Source organism: Lactococcus garvieae, assembly GCF_016027715.1.
GTDB classification, from domain to species: Bacteria; Bacillota; Bacilli; order Lactobacillales; family Streptococcaceae; genus Lactococcus; species Lactococcus garvieae_A.
In genome coordinates, this window is sequence record NZ_CP065691.1 from 1,189,828 (window position 1) to 1,212,572 (window position 22,745).

Annotated in this window: 21 protein-coding genes and 1 other annotated feature; of the genes, 3 read left to right on the forward strand and 18 right to left on the reverse strand. The window is 37.0% G+C overall.

Annotated features, from left to right (window positions below):
• Positions 1-15: 15 nt before the first annotated feature.
• The 6 genes from I6G50_RS05880 to I6G50_RS05905 form a co-directional block, all read right to left on the reverse strand.
• A complete protein-coding gene (locus tag I6G50_RS05880) occupies positions 16-1,707 on the reverse strand; it encodes a bifunctional lysylphosphatidylglycerol flippase/synthetase MprF (RefSeq protein ID WP_197908232.1) in 1,692 nt (563 codons plus the stop codon).
• Between the two features lie 41 nt (positions 1,708-1,748).
• Positions 1,749-2,666 (reverse strand): magnesium transporter CorA family protein, encoded by a 918-nt coding sequence (locus I6G50_RS05885; protein ID WP_003136709.1) that lies wholly within the window; start codon positions 2,664-2,666, stop codon positions 1,749-1,751.
• Positions 2,667-3,008: 342 nt separating this feature from the next.
• Entirely contained in the window at positions 3,009-6,440 is a 3,432-nt protein-coding gene (locus I6G50_RS05890) for a WxL domain-containing protein (protein WP_197908233.1), read from the reverse strand.
• Between the two features lie 64 nt (positions 6,441-6,504).
• Positions 6,505-7,182, reverse strand: a complete 678-nt coding sequence (locus tag I6G50_RS05895) for a WxL domain-containing protein (RefSeq protein WP_197908234.1) — start codon at positions 7,180-7,182, stop codon at positions 6,505-6,507.
• Positions 7,183-7,225: 43 nt separating this feature from the next.
• A complete protein-coding gene (locus I6G50_RS05900; RefSeq protein ID WP_197908235.1) occupies positions 7,226-7,543 on the reverse strand; it encodes a hypothetical protein in 318 nt (105 codons plus the stop codon).
• A gap of 41 nt (positions 7,544-7,584) precedes the next feature.
• Positions 7,585-8,715: a DUF916 and DUF3324 domain-containing protein gene (locus I6G50_RS05905; protein WP_232252338.1), complete on the reverse strand. Its 1,131-nt coding sequence runs from the start codon at positions 8,713-8,715 to the stop codon at positions 7,585-7,587.
• Between the two features lie 273 nt (positions 8,716-8,988).
• Here I6G50_RS05905 and I6G50_RS05910 point away from each other — a divergent pair, with 273 nt between their 5' ends.
• A complete protein-coding gene (locus I6G50_RS05910; RefSeq protein ID WP_197908237.1) occupies positions 8,989-10,161 on the forward strand; it encodes a helix-turn-helix domain-containing protein in 1,173 nt (390 codons plus the stop codon).
• A gap of 143 nt (positions 10,162-10,304) precedes the next feature.
• Positions 10,305-10,703, forward strand: coding sequence for a VOC family protein (locus I6G50_RS05915; RefSeq protein ID WP_081166085.1), 399 nt, complete (start codon positions 10,305-10,307; stop codon positions 10,701-10,703).
• 48 nt (positions 10,704-10,751) lie between these two features.
• Here the strand turns inward: I6G50_RS05915 and I6G50_RS05920 are convergent, their stop codons facing one another.
• Positions 10,752-11,273, reverse strand: a complete 522-nt coding sequence (locus tag I6G50_RS05920; protein ID WP_081166082.1) for a hypothetical protein — start codon at positions 11,271-11,273, stop codon at positions 10,752-10,754.
• 229 nt (positions 11,274-11,502) lie between these two features.
• Between I6G50_RS05920 and I6G50_RS05925 the strand changes: the two genes are divergently transcribed.
• Positions 11,503-12,483, forward strand: coding sequence for an aromatic acid exporter family protein (locus I6G50_RS05925; protein WP_081166079.1), 981 nt, complete (start codon positions 11,503-11,505; stop codon positions 12,481-12,483).
• A gap of 56 nt (positions 12,484-12,539) precedes the next feature.
• On the opposite strand, the gene I6G50_RS05930 is transcribed toward I6G50_RS05925, so the two are convergent.
• From I6G50_RS05930 to I6G50_RS05980, 11 genes are all read right to left on the reverse strand, one after another.
• A complete protein-coding gene (locus I6G50_RS05930) occupies positions 12,540-13,373 on the reverse strand; it encodes a VOC family protein (RefSeq protein ID WP_197908238.1) in 834 nt (277 codons plus the stop codon).
• Positions 13,374-13,498: 125 nt separating this feature from the next.
• Positions 13,499-14,230 (reverse strand): demethylmenaquinone methyltransferase, encoded by a 732-nt coding sequence (locus tag I6G50_RS05935; protein WP_197908239.1) that lies wholly within the window; start codon positions 14,228-14,230, stop codon positions 13,499-13,501.
• A gap of 171 nt (positions 14,231-14,401) precedes the next feature.
• The gene (gene eno, locus I6G50_RS05940; protein ID WP_003136698.1) at positions 14,402-15,703 is read right to left on the reverse strand and encodes a surface-displayed alpha-enolase; all 1,302 of its coding nucleotides are present in this window, start codon (positions 15,701-15,703) and stop codon (positions 14,402-14,404) included.
• Positions 15,704-15,847: 144 nt separating this feature from the next.
• Complete coding sequence (locus tag I6G50_RS05945) at positions 15,848-16,312, reverse strand: GNAT family N-acetyltransferase (protein ID WP_197908240.1); 465 nt, start codon at positions 16,310-16,312, stop codon at positions 15,848-15,850.
• 253 nt (positions 16,313-16,565) lie between these two features.
• Positions 16,566-17,414, reverse strand: coding sequence for an Rgg/GadR/MutR family transcriptional regulator (locus tag I6G50_RS05950; protein WP_197908241.1), 849 nt, complete (start codon positions 17,412-17,414; stop codon positions 16,566-16,568).
• Between the two features lie 373 nt (positions 17,415-17,787).
• On the reverse strand, positions 17,788-18,936 hold the full coding sequence (locus I6G50_RS05955) for a GGDEF domain-containing protein (RefSeq protein WP_197908242.1): 1,149 nt from the start codon (positions 18,934-18,936) through the stop codon (positions 17,788-17,790).
• A gap of 153 nt (positions 18,937-19,089) precedes the next feature.
• Positions 19,090-19,782, reverse strand: a complete 693-nt coding sequence (locus I6G50_RS05960) for an EAL domain-containing protein (protein ID WP_003136836.1) — start codon at positions 19,780-19,782, stop codon at positions 19,090-19,092.
• Between the two features lie 368 nt (positions 19,783-20,150).
• Entirely contained in the window at positions 20,151-20,510 is a 360-nt protein-coding gene (gene rplT, locus I6G50_RS05965) for a 50S ribosomal protein L20 (RefSeq protein ID WP_003136835.1), read from the reverse strand.
• 249 nt (positions 20,511-20,759) lie between these two features.
• Positions 20,760-20,960: a 50S ribosomal protein L35 gene (gene rpmI / locus I6G50_RS05970; RefSeq protein ID WP_003133063.1), complete on the reverse strand. Its 201-nt coding sequence runs from the start codon at positions 20,958-20,960 to the stop codon at positions 20,760-20,762.
• A gap of 29 nt (positions 20,961-20,989) precedes the next feature.
• A complete protein-coding gene (gene infC / locus I6G50_RS05975; protein ID WP_219336262.1) occupies positions 20,990-21,484 on the reverse strand; it encodes a translation initiation factor IF-3 in 495 nt (164 codons plus the stop codon).
• Between the two features lie 54 nt (positions 21,485-21,538).
• Positions 21,539-21,664: a sequence feature (ribosomal protein L20 leader region), on the reverse strand.
• A gap of 167 nt (positions 21,665-21,831) precedes the next feature.
• Positions 21,832-22,716 (reverse strand): SPFH domain-containing protein, encoded by an 885-nt coding sequence (locus I6G50_RS05980; RefSeq protein WP_180376126.1) that lies wholly within the window; start codon positions 22,714-22,716, stop codon positions 21,832-21,834.
• Between the last annotated feature and the right edge of the window lie 29 nt (positions 22,717-22,745).

Genomic DNA, 22,745 nt, shown 5'->3' on the forward strand with positions numbered 1-22,745 from the left:
CACCGCAGTATTTTTTTATTTTTCAATCTTTGTGCGTAATTTTTCCAAAATTAATTTATTAATTCCTTTTGGATTTTGGGCTTTTAACATCGCATAAGCATAACTAAAGCTAAAAGGTTTAGGCGCATAAGCTATATAACGTGCCTGCCAGTCACTCGGATTCCACTTTTTCTTGGCTTGATAAAGGCCTTTGAAGCCGTAAACGCCATTCATATTTTCATAGATAAACTGGAAGAGTTGGGTTGTAACCTTGCTGCTGTCTTCCTCATCTTTAATATTTGCCAAAGGGCAGAGGCCAAGATTTCCCCATGTTACACCCTCATCTCGCATGGTTTCAAATGCCTGCAACAGGCAAAGTTCCATAGAACCATTGGGTACGTCAGTTCGGCGACGCGTCACATCCGCCATATAACCTGTTTGGCTCCCCTCAGCATAAGGTACAAAAATTACAAAAGCCAGCATTCTACCTGAAGCGTCTCGACTATAAAAGTATCGTCTCCCGAGTGGATTTTCCAAAGCTAAGCCCCCAAGCATGAAACCTAATTCTGGGCCTTTTGAACCAAACCACTCCTCAGAAATCTCTTGAATCTCTTCTTCGATTTCGGCATTGCGATATTCATTCGGTTTGTATTCATCCACTGTTATTCCGAGGCGACGTGCATGATTGATATTGGCACGTACCTTAGCGGTTTTCTTGCCTTTAAGACTGAAGTCTTCTAATTTTAGGCAAGCATCTTCCCCAATCTTAATCATGGCAAACCCATAGGCTTCATAAGCAGATCTCATCGTCTCCGTAATATCCATGAAGAGGATTTTCCAACCATTGCGTCGAGAAAAATGTACCAGTTCCCCCATAAAACGAGCAGCATCCTTAGGGTCACAAACGATATCCCCACAGCCGACCAAAACATTATTTACGACAGTATATGCGAGCATCCCTTCCACTGTTACACTGAAAAAATAAGATTTCTCACCATCAATGGTCATATAAGCCATTGGGTTTTGACCATATTTTTGGACAAGTGCCACAGCTTTTTCTTTTTCTCGCCCACTCAATATCGGATAATAAACAAGTGGTTTCAAAATATAATAAAGAGCGAGGAGGACACAAATCCAAGTAATAATAATCAAGCCAACAATGTAAAAACCATGCACATGTGAATTAAAATGAGCTTGCCCTATATCCATAGTAAACAGAAAATGTAAGGACTGCTTAAAGATTGAATAGACGTCTGGATTTCCTAAATAATCCCGTCTCAAAAAGCTCAAACTTAATAATGTATTGAACAAAGCTAATACCAGAGGAATAATTCCTAAAAATATCGCCTTCTTCGCATAATTCCGATCTATGGTCCGACTAAAATCACGATAAGTTACTCCAAGAATAACAAGAATTATTAAGGAAAGAATTGAACCAATACTAAAAAAGTTTTGGGTCGAAATAAAGTTCAAACGTAAAATTACAAACTGAACGATAACCGTGATAACCCACGCCGATCGCACCCGTCTGTAAAGATTGAGAGAGACTAAAAGACCTAATAAACCAAGAGCAAAGCCTAGGATGTAATGTGGCAGGAAACCATAGGAGGAAAAGTATTCTCTCAAGGCCGGTGAGCGATGCAAGTAAAAGGCTGATATGGCCCCAATATCAATCACAACCGACAAAAAGATAGCCAAATTTTGTGCAAAAATGCGTAATCTATACATGAATAATTCTTTCCTTCACTAAAACTTTTGGGACAAAAATATCATAGCATATCCTTTTTGCGCAGAGCCCAAACGACAATACCACAAAATATCAAGGTCAAGCTTAATATTGCCCACATCACCCAGCTGATTTGCTGACCTGGTATGGGGACGTTCATTCCATAAAACCCGACAACAACACCAGGAATACCAAGTACGAAGGTTGCGGAAGTCATGATTTTCATGACAATATTCAAGTTGTTCGACACAATATTTGAGAACAAGTCGCGCAGGTTTTGGAGCAACTTAAGTTGAATACGGGTTTCTGTATAAGCCTGATCCGTTTCAATATAGATATCGTAAATCTTATCCGCAAAGCCATCTTCATCTTCTTCACGCAGATAATCAATGAATTTTTTTAAAACTTCAAGATTATTGTTCAAGGCGTCTTCAAAATAAATAAGACTGGCTTGAATACCAATCATGTCCACAATTTGGTCATTCTTAGTCGAATTCTTGATGCCTACTTCAAGACGGCGGCGACGAAGACGGAACTCACGCAAATAGTCGTGGAAATCATGTGTCATCTGGTACATCACTTGATAAATAATTTCATGTTTATAGCGCGTAGCACTGTATTCACGACCAAAAATGTGCTCCCCCTTGATGTCATGATTTAAGGCTAAAATGACAGCTTCATTTTTTGTCCAAATCAAAGAATAAGGGAAAGTTCCTACCTCTCCGTAGCTCGATGAAGCTGGATATTGTAAAAGGATTAGATTATTATCAATATCATCCGTTTCAAAACGGGCATTTTCATAATCATCGAGAATGCCGCTAAGGTAGTCAAAAGGCAGTTGAAAGTACTCCGAGACGCTTCCGATTTCTTCGCGTGTCGGATTAAGTACATATGTAAAATTTCTCATCTCTGCCGTAGAGACCAGCCGTTGTTCAGCTGACAGTTCATAGTTTTTAATCATAATTATATTCTATCAGAAATCCCATTATTATTGTTCCTCAAACTTCTCTAAACACCCTAATTAACACATTGGAATACTTTTCTTCCCAAAGCTAAAACAAATTATTTCCTTAGGCTTCTTTCATATCTTCATTTTTGCCTAGCTTTCAAAATATGGGTTCTTTGCTTTCAGCCAGTTTTTGGTCACCTTTTCCAGCATATTTTATCCGTATAGCCACACCTCACTTTATGAAAGTCTAAAAATAAAATAGAGAAAATTGCTTTTCTCTATTTCGCATTCTGTTATTAATTTTATATAAAATATTTATCAAACTTATTCATCAATAAATTATAATATTTTACATCATGGTGTATTAGATACAGTCCACAATATTTCCCCTTTATATACAACATTGTCACCATACCACTTGGAAATTTGCTTATTGGCAAGTGTATCCAGATAAAAGCCCTTCTCTCCTTCATTGCTATTAGTCATTGCTTCAACCAACTCATTTGAGCCTGACGTCTGTTGATAAACTGTAGCAGATGTGTCATCTGTAAGTAGCGTATCATTACTTTGTGTATCTACAAAGTGCAAGGAACCAGATAACTCCAGCTGAGGAATGATTACTCCTGTATTCTCTCCATATCCGATGAGCGGTGAAGATTGTTGTACCTTTAATGTCCAAGCCGTTGGCGTTGTTCTGCTATCAATAACATACACACTTTTTTCCATACTCCCTTTATAAGTGGAGGATTTCCCCGAAATTTCATGGTTGCCGAAGTCGATCGTTGAGGGGACCCTCAAAGAGAGTGTTCCGTTATAACTCATGTGAATCTCATAGACACTGTTGCCAGCTAAATAATAAGGCTGAGAAGCAACCAAATCCGATAATTTTTCCGCAGCAATTTGATTATTCATTTCTCCTGCTGTACTAATTATCGTATTGCCCGGCCCACTTAGCGATGTGACATTCCAGTTATCATATGTTGAGCTCGTTATATCAAGTACTCCCCCTCCACTCGTTAAAGTCGTAAGTGCCTTCTCGATATCAGACTGCAGTATCGGCTCTCCTACTGATCCCTCACCCAAAACAAAGTTCTGTTCATCAGGAATTACCGTGCCACTGGGTGTTTGTGAATTATCCATTTTAATAGCTATGGAGGCAGTTTTACTCTCGGCTCTTAGATAGATTGTAAAACTATTTGTAGACTGTGAACTATCTTCAAAATAAGGATTGGCTTCTAAAGCCGCTTGCACGGCTGTTTTCCCAGAAACAGTATCATCCGTATATTTAATATGATCTGGCCCAACTACTGTGTCGACCGTATATCCCGTTGGAATCGTTTTGCTTAAGTCAAAATATAAACTTCCTCCAGTTAACCCATTCAACGCTTGTGTAGGAGGCAAACTAGAAGCAATACCTAATGTGCCCTTGCTTTCGTCGATAACAGGGGTAGGATTTCCCTCCGAATCCACCACTGGATTCCCCTCTTCATCTGTTCCTGGAGTACCAGCATTGTACTTAAATTCTATCTCACCAGTTTGTGGCAGTGCTGAAACTAAAAAGGTGAACGAACTTTCAGTACCAAAAACGGGAGTATTCATAGTAGAATCTGTGTAAGTTGCAGGGTTCATAAATATATATGGAAAATATTTATTCAGGAAAACACTCGGAAGAGTGAGGTTTTCTGATGGCCCATAGTGAGTCCCCGTGGCATCTGATATCTGGGAAACTTCATATCCTGCAGGTAATTCAGCAACTCCCGGATCTGTTATCGGCAGACCCGTAACACCTTCCTGAGTGGGAACTGTCGGGAGGGTTGGCAGAGCCGCTATCCCCTCGTTACCATTGTAACCTGGGGTGTTGTTGTCATATTGGTATTTCCATGTAGCACTGTGTTGATCTGGAGATAAGATAACCAAAAACTTATTGGGTACACCAACAAAGTCTTTATTTCCTGGGTCAATTAAAGGGTTGTCAGCCAGAGCATAAGCAAGCGCACTAGAATAACCTGCTGTGATAGCACTTTCTGTCGTGTATACTTTCCCGCCTGAGGTCAGAACCTGAAGAACACTGTAGCCTACAGGCATATTGCTCACTTGGGGCATTGGTGCAACAGCATCGGTGTAAGCTGAAGTTGAAGTATATGTAGGTAGAGGGCTGGCAAAACCTGGGGTAGTCGGAGTCACCGAGGGTAGCGCCACTTCAATATTATTAGGTTCAACTGTACCCACGATTGAAGTTCCGGGTGTTCCAGCTAAATAACCCGTAGCAAAAGATGCTTCTTGCATTGTGGGGGTATAGAAAATATTAATCTGATTCGGATTAGCAAGATTGTCAAAGTTTGAAACAGTTATTCCATTATTAGTACCTGCTGAGCCGTTAGGATCATTTACTCCATCTCCTGTCAGAGTACCTGTAGACTCATCAAATACTCCACCATAAGTAATTTTTTCAAAAGTATAACCTGTAAGCGCATTGAAAGTTGCATTAGTTGGAGCTGTAAATTCATACTTCCCCGGAAGACCAGATGTTGAACTTCCTGTCTTTGTTGGAGACAATACATTCACAATATCACCGACATTCGCTTTAATAGGAGTAGTTTCAGAACTTGAGATTTTTTTACCTGTTACAGAGTTTATATAGTTTACTTTAACATCTTTTTGTCCTCTGTTACCGTTAATAAGACTGCTGTTATTTGAAAATGATAAACTTCCATAGTTTCCACCTGTAGCCCCTATCGCTCCGACTGAGATTGTGCGTGGAATAGTTACGGATGTCTGCGTAATAGTAACTGGATTTCCTGTAGCGATGCCATCCGCGGACATTCCTTGTACTGTTAAGCTCAGCGTTCCTGTATAGCTTTTCTCATCAGCAGACGCGACTGGATTTGACCATGTTAAAGTCATGGTATCATCCTGAGTACTAAAGTTTCCGAATAATGTAAAATAACTCGTATCAGGTCCAACCGCATTGGGGTAGCCTAAGTTTACACCTACCCCAGTAGTGGTTGTGCTCCCTTTACCATACACAAGTTCTCCAGCCGTGCCCACTGAAGCATCACCTGAGATAATAGAAGCTCCAGAAGCATCCCTTGTTGTTCTTATTGAAATGGCTGGCGATGAGCCTGAGACTCCTGTACCTGAACCATTATAAATCCCGTCAATGGCACTCTTATCCGCATCGGCAGCGGTCCCTGATGTCGGAGAATTATAGTAGAGGTCACGCCCAGCAAAAATAGAGCCACTCAATCCCCCAATCCCTAGACCTGGTCCAGTCGGATAAATAACTGGTTTAGCCGAGTTAGAGTTTCCAGTATATTTAGTAGCATTCGAATTAATCTGATTAATTGATTCGGGAGTCAAAATAAATCCGTTTGAATCCCCAGAATCTTTGTAATTCGCACCAGAAGAGGCCGTCCTAAAGTAACCTGAGATAGAGAACGGTTGGGAAGCATCCATCGCACCTTTAAAGATAGCATAGCCAGCTTGGTTTGTTCCGTTTGTAGCCATCCCAAACCAGTTTGTACCAGGTACATTTTCTTGGGTCGTGCCTAAAGCAAGCCAAGTCCCCATACTGTGAATAGTGCTTATAGGTAGATCTGAATAATTGTGATCGCCTGTATCTGATGTAACACCAGGAACCAGGACTTCATTAGTTGAATTTGTATCCGCCTTTGCAGGATGGTCAGGGAATACTAGAGTTGAGATTGACAACGAAGCACTTAACAAAAGTAGTGTAGATGTTGTTATATTTATTGACTTTTTGAGTAAGTTTTGTACTTTAGCCATTAATATCTCCTCTCAAATCATGAATGCTCCTCTTTAATCCGAGAAGCATTGATTTATATTGTAATTATGATACAGCATTCGTCATTGTCCACGTAACTGTAGCGGAATGAGTCCCAGCAGTTTGAGAAGTTACTGGCACATAAAGTGACACGGCGCTAAACTTATTCACAAAGTGTCCATCCAAACCACCTGTACCAGTGATTACAGTTTGCGCTGTTCCCTCTTCTCCTAAAACGAGGTCTCCAGGGGTACCAATACCTGTTGTAGCAGTGGCTTCACCTCCTGAAGAGTTCACAAGAGTTCCACCACCGTAAGTAACTGTTGCGCCTTCTAACCCAAAGGCTTTCGTTACTTCCGCTGTAATCGTATATGATACTGCAGGAGAAGCCCCATCTAAATCATGCCATGCAAGTATCGGTGTCCCTGCATCGCCAGTTGTCCCTGATTTTACGGCACCTGTAAATGTTGTTGTAGCACCATCAAGAGTATGTGTACCAAAATCAATTGCAGAGACAAAGTCTACAGCCTGTGCCCCTGGTTGTGAAGGAATTAAACTTGCCGGTTCATTTGGGTCCGTCGGGTTCACAACATCTGGAGGCGTTGTTGTTTCTGTTGGGGCATTAAAAGCTACCGTATTTTCCGATGTAGCAGTTGTATCAGCTGATACTGCTAGAGATAGACTTGTTGCTGATAATGCAAGAGTCATGAGGGTCAATGATGATAGAGTGATTGATTTTTTCATAATGTTTCTCTTTCCTTTTTTTTATTCTAAAATGAGTTAATTTTCAGATTGTCTTGTGCATCTTTGTTCTATTTGTAGCTAAATAGAAAATAGTAATTGAAGTAAAAATTAGTGAAACTCCTAAAGGAATCAAACTAGAGTTAGAATCATTCGTTTTTGGAAGTCGTCTTTCCTCGTTTACCATGAGGATAGGATTTTCTCCTGGAGCGATACCGGGGGCTGGGGCTCGCGGTAAATTAGGATTGTCGATAAAGGTTATCGTTGCTTCCTGCTGATAGGACGAACTCTCTACCTTTGTGGGAAAAACAACGCTACTTAACCAAGGGACAATCACCAAAATAAAGATTATAGTTTTTTTCAAGTCATCAATACTCCCTTCTTTCCAAATTATTATGGCAAAAATTATTTTTTCAGATTCGCGGTTTGTTTTCTCTGCTTAAATAACAAAAGAAGGATAATAAAGATTAAGAGGAACACAACAGCAACGAGAATATAAAGAAGCCAAGGCGTTTCATCTTTTTGGTCAACTGTGACGTCTTTTGAATTTAATTCCTTACTCTGTGCCTCAGTGATGGTAAAACTTTTATTGAAGGTCCATTTGTTATCATATTTTGTAACTTGTCCGTTGGTTAGCTTTTGGTAGCGTCCATTCTTATTTTTTCCGCCAAATACTGTTAGAGTCATTTTATATTGACCTGGTTTTAAGGGTTCAGAAGTTTGGTTTTCCTTTAATGCCCCTTGGATAGAGACAGGAATGGCCAAATCAAAGTTAGAATTGGGAGCCATTTCCATTGAAGAGCTGTTGAAAGTGTATTTAACATTTTCATCTTTAGTGCTCTTAACTACAGCATCAACATCCATATCCAAGAGGTAGGCTCTAGCAGAGTTATGCAAATTTGCACTGATAATATTACGGTTATTTCTCTGAGAGGCACCCACTTTTCCTAAGCTAAGTTCTGGTTGAACTTTTTCTACACTGTTTTGCAAGACTAGACCTATGACGTAAGCATAGCGATTTGTTATAGAAGTAGAATCTTTTGAGTTATTTGATTTGTTCTCATTTTCTTGTGTATCTTTTTCATTGAAGTTGAATCCTCCCGCAATAACTCCAGTAAATTTTTCTTTCGGCATTGTTACTTCTGCCGCAACTATCATTTTACTATGAGCAGGAACAGTTACTTCTTTAGGCAGTTTTACATACTCTTTAATATTAATCTCTAAAGATGAATCACTCTTATACTTCTTGGGAGTATATAAGACATTACCAGCATCTCCAGTAAAAGACGTCCCAAACGTCGTCTCTATTTTTATGGGTTCATCTCCATTATTGTAAATGTTAAACTCTAGTTTTTTACTTTGGCTCGGGTCTAACAAGAGATTGAAATAACCAAGGCCTGGTTTGACTTGATTTTCATCTAATATTGGGACTACCGAAAACCCCGCGGTATCTGCTTTTGTACTGGATGGAAAAAGCGTCGGAATCAAGCAAAGAGTAAATACAGCTATGAGAAATTTAATTTTTTTATAGTTCATCTTATTTTTGTTATTGCCCTTTCTAGAATAATCGTGTCTAAATCTACTTACACCCTGACTATAGACAGAATCTTTCACCTTATAAATTAAAAGAGTCGTCGTTAATCCTTAATTTAGAATGATATGTTTTAGGCTACACTTCTCCTTTCATACATTCGCTACTCTCTTTATTGTAAAATAAAAAAACCATTAGATATATCAAAATAGTATAGTATATAGCACAAAAGTATTATATGTTATAATTTACTAAGATATGGAATGGAGGATTACACTATGGAAGCTACACTTAAGTTTATATTAGAAGAACTTTCCCTCAAATATGGCGTACCTATAACTATAAGTCAGGGAGAAGAACTCTTTACTTTTCCGAAAGATGAAACTTGCTTAGTCGAGCTACAAGCGGCATTAACGAAGCATTCGCCAAATTTTGAGCAAGTGGACTATTTTCAATATAACGGCCACATATATTCAAGTTTTGACTGTTACTTTGAAGATAAACCCTTTTTTGCAGTGCTTATTGGTCCCAAACCTATTCAAAATTTAGTGGATGTGTCCGATATCGCTGAAGCAGGCACTTCTTCATCAATTATAAATAGCAATCTTATCCAAAGAAAAGAATTTATTACTTTTATCGCTCTTGTTCATAACTTATTAAAAAAAACTCCACTTCCAACACCTCCTGAATGGCTTAATTCAGAAGAATCTTTGCACGAAATTTATCATCTCTCTAAGTCAAGTATCGAGTCAAGACGTTTCACTGATTCTTTTGAGGACTCCGTTGAACTAGAGAAACGTTATTTAGATGCTATACGACGTAATGAGCCTCGGATAATTGAATGGATCATAAAAAAAATAAGAACCACTTACACTGCTCAATTATCATCCAATAAGTTAGAAAGTGTAAAATTCAAGTGCGTTGCAATCATCACCTTACTTACTCGTATCAGTATAAACAGTGGAATATCTGCAATAAGAGCCTACAGCTTATCGGATTCATTAATTAAGTCGCTTGAAAAAGCGAGAAATCTGGAAGATTGTATTCATTTTATAACAGAATCTTCCTATATGTTTATCGAACTTATTCATCATTTTCCCTATACTCAAAAAAGCGATATGGTTAAAAAAATTTTATATTATATCGATAGTAATATTTACAATAAAATTACGATAGAAGAACTTTCAAACTATGTCGGAAGGCATAAAACCTATATTTCTTCAAATTTCAAAAAAGAAATGAAAAAAACTATACATGGCTATATAAATGAGAAAAAAATCTTTGAAGCAAAACATCTCTTGATGCTCACGCACCAGAGTTACAAAGAGATTGCATCCAAACTCAACTTCTCTAGCCAGAGCCACTTTATTCATATTTTCAAAAAAATAGAAGGGATTTCTCCCGCGCAATATCGCCTAAAAAACAATCTTAATTTCATGATAATTGAATAACCTGCTCGTTTTTTAGCTTAACACTGATACTTCCACGTTGTATTTTTCAGTCTAATGAAGCGGTAAAAAAAATCATTTATGCTACAATTAGCTTAAAGTTAAGAATATTTTGACCCCAAAATTATTCAAAGGAGGATTTGAATATGGCAACAATGGTTTTCGTAAACTTCCCAGTTACAGATATTGAGGTATCCACAGCTTTTTATGAAAAGCTTGGTTTTACAAAGAACCCTGATTTTTCTGATGACTTAGTAAGCTGTATGGTTTGGGATGAGAACTTCTATATCATGCTCTTGTCACATGAGCGCTACCAAACTTTTATCGGAGATAAAACTATCGCTGATACTCATAAAGTGAGTGGAGCTCTTGCTGCCTTTACTCTCCCTAGTGCAGATGCTGTCAAAGACTTTGGCCAACGCGCCAGTCAAAACGGCGGACAGTCTATTCACCTCGACAATGGCATTCCTGAGGAGGTTATGTACGGTCTGGAAGTCCAAGATCCAGATGGCAACTGCTTAGAGCCTGTATGGATGTCCATGTAGAAGGTAGATTTTTCCACACAAAAAAAAACAGGATATATTCCTGTTTTTTTAACGCAAATTGCTTAAGTAAGTATCTGTTGCTTTGAAGAAAACGACTTGCCCATTCACCCGAACGGCTCCCAGCTCATTGGCTTGTGTATCATTAGCCCAAAAATAAAGATAGCTTTCCTTTCCAGAAGTATCCACTGGATTAGGTAGTTCTGTTGAGGCTTCACTGATGAGTGATTTTTCGTTCAAGACATTATTGGTTTTACTCGTCAGGTTGTAGCCATTCATTTGAATATAAGCTTCTGCTTCCGCAGTCTTAGCTACAATTAAATTTTTATAAGTCTTTTGAGGGGGGACAAGGTTATAGAGAGAAGATATGGATTGCTCGCTACTGCTTGTGGTAGACGGAGTGGTCTTCACCTCAGAGGAAATACTTGAAGAACTGCTGTCCTCAGAGGTTGTCGAACTCGAACTTTCCTTGGCCATAGGTGTAGCAGGTGATTGAGTAATATTAGATATGCCTAAGGCTACTATAGCTCCGAGTAAGAACGAAAACATCCCTACAATAATATACTTTTTCATCTGTTTATTTTTTCTCCTTTATTCTCTTACCTTCTATTATACACAGATTTTTCTTACTTCTCGCCTCATTTGTTCTCGAAAATTAGTGAAAATACTTCTTTATAAGAATTTGGGGATTATAGAATCTGTTTTCTATTGGTATTTTGGTATAATAACTCTAGTTAAGAGAAGTTTTTAATTTCAAGTTAACTTCTACCACCGCTTCTACACTACCACAAGGAGATAAAATGTGAATTACCGCTATATCAAAATAGGGCAAAGAACAATCAAAACGGCAATCTGTGCAACTTTAGCTATCATTATTGCACAATTCTTCCACTTAGAATCTGCTACAAGTGCAGGGATTATTGCGATTCTCTCAATTACCAATACTCAAAAAAGCACCCTCCGCTTAGGATTTATGCGCGTTTTAGGGCTAGTCATAGCTACCTTACTTGCTTTTATTGTTTTAAACCTCTTTCACTTCACACCTGTATCATTTGGTATATTTTTACTTTTATTTATTCCTATCTCTGTTGCAACAAATACCAGTGAGGGGATTGTTGTAAATTCTGTCCTTTTTTCTCACTATCTTTTGGCGCAGGAAATAACTTTCTCTTTGGTCGGAAATGAATTTTCCTTAATGTTTATTGGTGTAGGTTTAGCGCTTATAGCCAATATCTATATGCCAAGTAACGAAAAACTCCTCGAAAATAATCTTAACATCCTCGAAAAAGAATTTAAAAATATTTCAGCCCGTCTGGTCATTTGCTTAAATCAAAAACAAAACCTCAAAGAACTCGTTGCACAATGCGACACCCTTCTTGAGCTCATCGAAACAAGCAGTAAAATAGCCACTGAAAAATCCGAAAATAATCTCTTAAGAAATAATACTTTTTACCAGCGTTACTTTGATATGCGACATATCCAGATTACCCTTTTAAAAGATATTATCATGAAATTAGAGCAGATAGATGTAGACAGTAAGCACCTAGCTGAAGTTTCTAATATCTTTGAAACCTTATCGCTCACCTATGCTGCAAATAATGATGGCAGCGACTTATTACGGAAGATTGAGAATGCTTATTCTAATTATCGTCAAATGGATTTGCCTCAAACACGTGAAGAGTTTGAAAATCGAGCGGGCCTTTTTCAAGTTCTCCAGCTGCTTGAATTATTAATTCAAGAAAAAAATACTTTTGCACTAAGTCAAGTTGGCGATGCTTCTTAAAGTGATGTGCTTTACCAAATAAAAAAAGTTGCGGCCTTGATCAGCCAGCAACTTTTTTATATCGGTGTGATCACAAGCTGAGCGCCCACGTGATCTTCTAGGAGAAGACTTTTTCCTTTAGTTTCATAAACTATCTTATTTTTTACAAGACGTTCACGTAGAGATTCATAGTACTCGCTTCCTACTTCTATCTCCCAAGCCAGAATGCCATTTTCTTGTCTCTTTCTTTTTTCCAGTCTTGTTCCTTCCCATAGATTTGTCGCGAAATGATGGTGATAATGATTTTGTGAGTAAAAATGAGCTGTCTCACCGACTTGGGCAACTAAGTCAGCGTGAAGTAACTTGATAAAAAGCTCATCTGCCTTCGCGAGGGAATTACCCGTAAAATGGAGATGGCCGATACTCATTTGTGCGGGATAACTGAAAGAGCCAGCTTTTTTGACTGCCAGAACAGCTTCAATATCCACAGCAAAGGTACCCATCTCCACTTGTCCTTCATTCCAAGTCCAACTCTGGGGCTCACGATCGTGATAGAGTTCTATGCCATTTCCTTCGGGATCGTTAAGGTAGAAAGATTCACTCACCAGATGGTCACCGGCTCCTAGAGGGTAGTTTGCTTTGATGAGTCGCTCGATGAGACCAGCTTTTGAAGCACGGTCTGGAAAAAGTATCGCATAATGAAAAAGACCAGTAGTCTTTTGAGCTCTTGCTTTGCCACCAAACTCAAGCGTTAGAAAAGGCGCTTCTTTTTCTCGAAAAGCGTAAGAGATCGAATCCTCTGTTTGCTCCGCAATATGCAAGTGGAGTAATTCCTCATAGAAAAGGCGCATTGCGTGTTGATTAGAAGCTCTCAAAGTAACTTTTTTAATGTTAAATGGTTTTGTATACATCTTTATTCTCGTTTCTTTATTGTTCACATTGATATGTTTGATATGATGTCAGTATACCACTTAAAATTCAGAAAATAAAACACTAAGTTTACAAATGTAAATTTAGTGTTTTACTCTCTAAAATCTTACTGTAAATTGTTTTTACTAACTGTGGAAACTTTCGTTCCAAAGTGAGTGGCTATAGCCCCGCCACCATGTTTTTGATAATTTACAGAAGAAAATCCTGCTTTAGTAAAAAGAAGGGCCAAAGCCTTAGCATCGGGAAAATTTTCTGCTGACTTTTGAAGCCACTGATACTCCTTCAAAGACTTTGCAAAGACTTTCCCGAGAAAAGGCATAATCTTCTTGAAGTAAAGTTCAAAAGCTTGCTTGTAAATGGGTAAAGTCGGATGAGAAGTCTCAATACATACTACCCTTCCTCCGGGTTTAAGAACACGATGTATCTCTCTTAGAACTGTAAGATAATCGGGGGTATTTCTCAGTCCGTAACCAATCGTTACTACATCAAACATTTCCTTTTCAAAAGGAATACTCATAGCATTTCCTTGAATAAAATCAATATTACCAATAGTTTTTTTAGTAAGCTTATCTTCTGCAACTTTTAGCATATTTTCTGAAAAGTCCAAGCCTATAACTTTGCCATTATCTCCTACAGCTTTAGAAAGGTCAAAAGTCCAGTCCCCTGTCCCGCAACACAAATCTAAAATAGTCATACCAGATAAATCGCCCATTTTTTTCATTGTCTTGATACGCCACAAATCATGTTGCTTAAAGCTAATAATTGCGTTCATTTTATCGTAATCTGCGGAGATATTATTAAAAATTTCGTGTACACGATCTTCATTTGCCTTTTTCATCTTTTTATTATAGCACACCAGTCGCCCTTATATAGGTCTATTGGTTCTTAAATTATGGGAAACTGCTGCACCATTTTCGATAAGAAAAAATACCCCTTTACTGCTTGAATCCAAACAGTGATGGAGTATTTTTAAAAGCAATATATATCGCTAATCAAAACTATCTAAACCTTATTTTTTAAGGTTGTAGAAAGCGCTAAGACCTTTGTAAGTTGCAACTTCTCCCAATTGGTCTTCGATACGAAGCAATTGGTTGTATTTAGCCATACGGTCTGTACGTGAGAGTGAACCAGTTTTGATTTGTCCAGCATTTGTAGCAACGGCGATGTCTGAGATTGTTGAATCTTCAGTTTCACCTGAACGGTGAGAAACGATAGCTGTATAGCCAGCTTCTTTAGCCATTTCGATTGCTTCAAATGTTTCTGTCAAAGTACCGATTTGGTTAACTTTGATCAAGATAGCGTTAGCAGCTTCTTCTTTGATACCACGTGCCAAGTAAGAAGTGTTTGTAACGAAGAAGTCGTCACCAACGAGTTGAACTTTATCGCCCAAACGTTCTGTAAGAGCTTTCCAGCCATCCCAGTCGTTTTCATCCATACCATCTTCGATAGTGATGATTGGGTATTTGTTAACCAATTCTTCAAGGTAGTCGATTTGTTCAGCAGCAGTACGTTTAGCACCACCTTCTCCTTCGAATTTAGCGTAGTTGTAAACGCCGTCTTCGTAGAATTCTGATGAAGCACAGTCGAAACCGATCATAACGCCGTTTTCACCAGCTTCGTAGCCAGCAGCTTCGATAGCTTTAAGGATAGTTTCTACACCATCTTCAGTACCGTCGAAACGTGGAGCAAATCCACCTTCGTCACCAACTGAAGTTTCAAGACCACGAGCTTTAAGGATTTTCTTCAAAGCGTGGAAGATTTCAGCACCCCAACGAAGCGCTTCTTTGAATGTAGGTGCACCAACTGGTACGATCATGAATTCTTGGAAAGCGATTGGAGCGTCTGAGTGAGAACCACCATTGATGATGTTCATCATTGGAGTTGGCAATACTTTAGCGTTGAATCCGCCAAGGTAGTTGTAAAGTGGAACACCAAGTTCATCAGCAGCTGCACGAGCAACAGCGATAGAAACACCAAGGATAGCGTTAGCGCCCAATTTACCTTTGTTTTCTGTACCGTCAAGAGCGATCATTGCACGGTCGATAGCTTGTTGTTCAGTAACTTCGTAACCGATAATTGCTTCAGCGATTACGTTGTTTACGTTGTCAACAGCTTTTTGAGTACCAAGACCGAGGTAACGAGATTTGTCACCGTCACGGAGTTCAACAGCTTCGTGTTCACCAGTTGAAGCACCTGAAGGTACCATACCGCGTCCGAATGCACCGTCTTCAGTGTAAACTTCAACTTCGATTGTTGGGTTACCGCGTGAGTCAAGGACTTCGCGAGCATAAACATCAGTAATAATTGACATTTTTATCTCCTTATTGTTTTAAGTGCTTTTTGCACTTTTTAATACACTATGATTTTACTATTTTTCCGCCTTTATTTCAAGTGAAAAACAAGCTAAGACGCTTTTTATACAAGGTATGCGGTTACATTTCTAATTTTAAAATTGCTAGATATTTTTTCTATAAAATATCGTATCAACCTCCATTCTTGGCATATGACTTGGCAGATTATTTTCCTGAATAGATTCAAATCCATTTTTTTCATAAAAGCGATGGGCGGCCTTAAACTTATCTACTGTTCCTAGATAAACCTCTTTTATTCCTTCTTTTTGGCAATACTCAAATAAGGACTCTAAAAGGGCTTTAGAAACAGCTTTCCCTCTATAGTCCGCTTTTACAAACATCTTCTTTAAGACGGCTTGCTGTTTGTCAAACTTGACGATGCCAAGTGTGCCTATCACTCCTTCCTCTTCATCAACAGCTAACCAAAATTGACTATAATGTTCTAGGATGTTTTGTAAGTCTGGTTGATCTTCTAGATCAATAGCAACCCCAAACTCGTCTTTTTGAATATGGAGTATCAAGTCTATAACTGCCTGTTTATAGACATTTGTGTAAGCGATTAACTTCATAGAGCTAGTATAACACAGTATGTCACTGAGGTTCAATACATTTCACCTATAAGGTAATAATATACAACTCATTTTTTATCAGGAATATGCCATTAAACGTGGCTACCACTGTATAAATCGTATTGGATGATGTAGAATTTAAAAACTGAATATTCTGATATTTGATTTCTAAATAAAAGAACATCACATTTACAGGGTGATATTAAACCCTACTGGTTGCTAGCCTATCGCAATATATAATATTCTTAGGAAGCTAGCCTTCTTTTATTGTTTGTAAGACGCGTTCGTATTCAAATTTCATCATCTTTTTAAAAGCTACACCATTAATATCGGTAAGTATCCTGAAACATCTTCTAATCACCTTGCTACCATTCTCAAAACTCAAAAATTTCATCATGAAACAACCTTCTAAAAACATATAAGCTACTCTTTCAGTTAATTCAAACTCTGTAGGTAATTGCTCAAGTTGTTTCATCATCCTCTGCGCCTCGCTAGCTCTATTATTCCTAATTAAATAAAGTATCCCCTTCACCAATATTCTAGCCACTAAATGTTTAAATTCTTGACGTTCTCTCAAGTAGTAATATTTATTACTAAAAAATTTATCTATTAACTCAATGAGGAGTGAACTGTCTATCTGTTCAGCGGTATTAATTAAAAGATACAATTCATACCTGCTCCACAGAATACAAGAAGTAAAATATTTTTCAATAATTTCCTTATCACTGGGAGACAACTCTTCATAACCCGCTCTAGCAGCTACAGATATAGCACAGTCTTCCTCAGCTCCATACAGACTATTTGACCTATATATATTCTTTAATTTATCAGTATCTCTAGTGATAGAGGCCTTATCAATCTCAATAAATTCGCTGAGAAAATACTCTGATTCCCCATTATTAATCATGAGGATATAGGCAGCCATTGTCACATGCATTTCATGTAAAGCTGCTTCTAATTTATCAAAAGCAAGCATGGATTTGCCATTTTCAAACTGTGACAAAGTAGCATTCGATATACCTACTTTTTCAAAATCTTTTAAAGTTCTTCGATGTTGTTTTCTCAGTTCTTTAAAAACTTCACCATATTTTTTATAAACCAATAGATCACACTCCTCTCTAGTTATTACTTTGTGGATAAAATTTTTTTTATTATATCATGTTTTAACTTCTATAGACCATGTATTTGCTTTATTCGAAATAATATTCTGAATATAAAATCTATATTTTTAACGATTTATTTTTCATCTTATCTTTTGAAAATAGATCTGGTGAATTACTATTAACTGTAAGAGTCACACAAAGGGAAAGACCTGTTAATAAAACTCTCTTAGTATGAACATATAAAACACGACAGAGCGTAACTGTCGTGTTTTCAAAACGTAAGCAATGGATGATTTGTTTTCTTGAAATTCTATAGGAGTCAGATGCTCACATCTGTTTTCTTAGTTTTTATATCTCTATTTTCTAAAACAACTAGTAAACGATTTGATTTTTACCGTTTGCTTTAGCTGAATATAGCTTCTCATCTACCGTGTTTAGTATCTCACCAAACTTTATTTGCTCCGTAATTTCACAAACTCCCACAGACAATGATATATTAAAATCCGTGTCTTTATACTTAAAATTATGATTCGCTACCTGTAGTCTAATCTGTTCCATCACATTCTGAATATCTTTATTGGCTTTTTTTCTAATTATAATATAGAACTCATCACCACCGTATCTAAATACTTGACCATGTACCTTATTTTCAGAAAAAACTTTTTCTATTATTCTGCATGTTTGGTTTAAAACATCGTCTCCAGCAGTATGTCCATAGTTATCATTTATACTTTTAAATGAATCAATATCAAATAAAGCGAGTGAAAAATGTCTAAAAGTCTTATTGTGCAATAATTGCTCTAGAACTTCATAAAACTTTCTAATATTCGAGACCCCGGTAAGCTCATCGATATAGCTCTGCTCTTTTAACTCAGAAAACTCCTCTATTACAATTCCTAGAAGTTTACTTACTACTTTATTTAGAGCGAGTAAAGCGCTAGACTTTAGTAATACGCCTATTAATAATTCAAAACTGAAAGCAAATTCTGAGAGGCACAGTAGCTCTGCAATTATTCCAATTCCCATACTTATTGAAAAATATAAATAATATTTTTTTATGACAATCTTTCTGTACCTAGCAATAACAAAAATCAAGCTCCAAAATAAAAATAAACTTAAAATAACGAAGAAAGATGACTGGAACTCAAAGCCCCAAAAATATATGAAAAAATAATAATAGACAAGGAATAAGATGAGTACGGAGTATTCCATGTATTTATAGTACCCAATGGTCATATAGCAGATACAAATAGCCGTGAAGTATAAAGCACTATCATTTAGTAGATATGTATTTGTATTTGGAGATAAGATGTCTAATTCAACAAATAATACTTTTAAAATAACTGCACTTATTGTAAAAAGGGTAGTGGAAATAATCCACTCCTTCTTTACTCCCATTTCTCCCCTGGAGTACTTTCTCTGTATAGTATTTTTTATTAAAAAGTTTAAACCTAAAATTGTTGGAATGAGCAGTATTTTGATAAAGAAATTATCTCCTAATACTGTACTAATTACGTTCATTCTGTATATATTTTCTCCTTATATTATCTGTTTGACTGTCCCACAAGCTAGAACATTAAAAATAGACCTTGCAATAAGGTTTACTTCTATTTTTTAACACTTTCTACTCACGTGCAGCTGGTCACATTTGTTCACATAAAATATCTTTTCAAATCAAAATAAATGCGGTTTATCATAATAAAAAGTTTGTTGATACCATTCGCTAGGAAATTGGGAAAGTAACTTCTCATTTTCCACTGCTTCAATAACTATTTCTTTTTCTAAAAAAGAGATGCTTTCGGCAATTGACATCAAAAACACTTCTAGCTCATCATTATTAAGAAATTTCTTGAATTTCAATACTGATATTTTCACTCTAGATATTACTTCCCATAATTTGAACAAAAATTCATATGTATTTATACCTGTTAAGAAATCATCAAGTGCAAGCTCATATCCTAATTTTTGTAGTTCCATCAGGATACTGATAAATTTTCGTTCGTCAAATTCTATTTCTGGATTAGGAAGGAAATTTTCTGTTACTTCAATTTTTAAACGATCCTTAAATTCAAAATTTGTGAGAAATCTTAGTGTCTCAGGATAATTTAATTCTTGATAATCAAAATTTATAGTATAAGTATTCGAATCTTTTAATAATTTTTCGTGAAGTAGTTTCTCAATATGTCTAATGTAGAGGTCATGGGATTCCTCATTAGCTGTTATTTCATCAAAAATAGCCTGTGGAAAATAGTAATTATCTCCATCTTTGTATCTGAGCAAGAGCTCATATTCTTCACCTTCTTGATTTTCTTTTGTTATTTTTTGTCTAAAATAACACAACTTATTAATTTCTTTTGATAATTCCAATTTTTAGCCCTCTTATTTTTCTCCTTGTTGATTATATAAAAAATTCTGTTATTTTTACAGTTCAAAAAAAAAAGAATTTTCAGACTTATTGTGTATATTCCACCTTTAAAGTCTTTTTTGCCTTTATTAGTCAATATTTAGAGAGGTATATAAGGTACATAATCTTAGTATACTGAAAATCAATATTTGTTTTTCATGAAGTTTATTACTTTTAAATTACGTGAAAAAGCTTATCGTATAAAGATTAGATAGTATTTACTCAGATAAGGATAAAAAATTATTAAAAGGAAGTAAAAATATATCCATATATTTAAAGCCTACTATTTTTATAAAACAAAAAAAGCCTCCACAAAGGAAGCTTCTTAAAATTATTTAGCCAATGCTTTTTTAGCTTCTTCAGCAAGAGCTGTGAAAGCTGCTGCGTCAGCAATAGCAATGTCAGCAAGCATTTTACGGTTGACTTCAATTTCAGCCAATTTCAAACCGTGCATCATTTTGCTGTATGAAAGACCATTCATACGTGCAGCTGCATTAATACGTGCAATCCACAATTTACGGAAGTCGCGTTTCTTTTGACGACGATCGCGGAATGCGTAGTAGTATGAGTTCATTACTTGTTCTTTAGCTGTCTTGAAAAGACGGTGTTTAGAACCGTAGTAACCTTTAGCGAGTTTTAAAATACGTTTACGGCGTTTGCGAGTTGCAACGCTATTTTTAACACGTGCCATGTGTGTTCTCCTTGTTTCTTAGAAAATTTTTATCCTGTCAGTGACAGTTAATTTTTATAGTTGATTGATTTCTAGTGAAATCATATAAGCCTTATATATTTGCTTATGAGTTAATCAGTCTTGGACTGTTTGCTACAATTGCTCTCATGCATAACAGACCACAGGACTGTTATTAACGCATGTTCTTCCTCGTACGGCTTCCGCCTACTCGTCAATTGCTCTCATGCATAACAGTCCACAGAACTGTTATTAACGCATGTTCGCAACCATACGGCGGATACGTTTGAAGTCACCTGCTGAAACCATACGGCCTTTACGGAGTTGACGACGTTGTTTAACAGTTTTACCGTGCATACGGTGTGAAGTGTAAGCGCGGAAGCGTTTAAGACCGCCATTACCAGTACGTTTGAAACGTTTAGCTGATGCGCGGTGAGTTTTTTGTTTTGGCATTTTAATTCTCCTTGGTTAATAATAAGAACTTAGTTCTTTTTGATTGGTGCCAATTGTAAGAACATTTGGCGACCATCCATTTTGGCTTTTTGCTCTACTACAGCGATATCTTTCACTGCCTCAGCAAATTCATCCATTACTTGACGACCCACATCTTGGTGAGTAATCATACGACCTTTAAAGCGAATTGAAACTTTAACTTTGTCTCCTTTTTCAAGGAACTTAATCGCTTGACGAAGTTTTGTATTGAAGTCATTTTTATCAATAACTGGACTCAAACGAACTTCTTTCAAAGTAACAGTTGCCTGTTTCTTCTTAGCTTCTTTTTGCTTTTTCTTTTGCTCAAACATGAATTTAGTGTAATCCATAATTTTTGCAACTGGTGGTTCTTGATTGGAAATCAAAACCAGGTCCATGTTAAGGTCTTCGGCCTGAGTGAGTGCCACAGCGGTTGGTGTAACACCAAGCTGTTCGCCTTCAGCGCCGATAAGACGTACTTCGCGTGAACGAATTTGACCGTTCATCAAAGGTTTTCTGTTGTCTTGTTTTGCTATGTCTATTCTCCTTCTAAAAAAGTTTTAGAAAAACAAAAGCGGAACGCATACGCGCCCCGCTAATGAAAACATTCGTTTTGTGAATAATTCCATTTCGTTGCCCAGGGCTATTACCACTCAGGCGAGAAGCGGGTGCTTCTGCTTTTCAACTACTCTATTATATCACAAAAATTTTTTTTGTCAACGATTATTTTTTTACATTCTTTTATTCCATTTCTTTATTATTATATAGATTCAGTATAATACCACGCACTATTTTAAAATCTTTTAAGCCGTCTTTAATTTGAAAATAAAAAAATCACTTTCCAGTGATCTTTTTATTTTGTTTTTAAAGCACTTATAATTTGAGTGCGCATATCTTCAACACCATCTACATTTGCTGGCAGGAATATCGTTGAATTTCCTCCGTCAGCAAATTGGTTCAAAGTGTCTAGATATTGGTTAGTCAAAAGAATCGACATAATTTGTTCTTCTGTTAAGCTTGCACCTGTACTTTTAATTTCAAGGATTTGTTGTGCAAGTCCATCCACGATAGCTTTACGTTGCTCGGCGATACCGACACCACGTAGGCGATCTTTTTCAGCTTCGGCTTCAGCTGAAGTCACGATTTTAATTTTTTCGGCATTTGCCAGCATTTGTGAAGCGTCTTGCTTACGCTGTGCCGCATTAATCTCGTTCATTGATTGTTTTACTTCTGCATCAGGTTCCACGCGAGTAATCAAAGTTTTTACGATGATATACCCGTAGGTTGTCATTTCTTCTGCAACTTGATGCTGTACTTCTAAAGCTATTTCATCTTTTTTCTCAAATACTTCATCCAAAGTTAACTTAGGAACCGCTGAACGTAGAGCATCTTCGATATAGGCCTGAATTTGCTCTGAGGGATTCATTAATTTGTAGTACGCATCTTTTATGTTGTTTTCATTGACACGGTATTGTGTGGCAATATTCATCGTCACAAAAACATTATCTTTTGTTTTTGTTTCTACAGTCATTTCATTTTGCAGCAAGCGTAATTGAATGCGTGCAGCTACACGGTCAATTCCCCAAGGCAATTTCACATGAAAACCAGCTGTAGATGTCGTTTGATATTTCCCGAACCGCTCAATGATTGCCACAGTTTGTTGTTTAATAACATAAAATAGTGTCCCCGCGCTCGCCAAAATAAGAATCACGATGAGCACTGTAATAATAAGTGAAATTGTCAACATAAAACTCTCCTTTCTTCTAA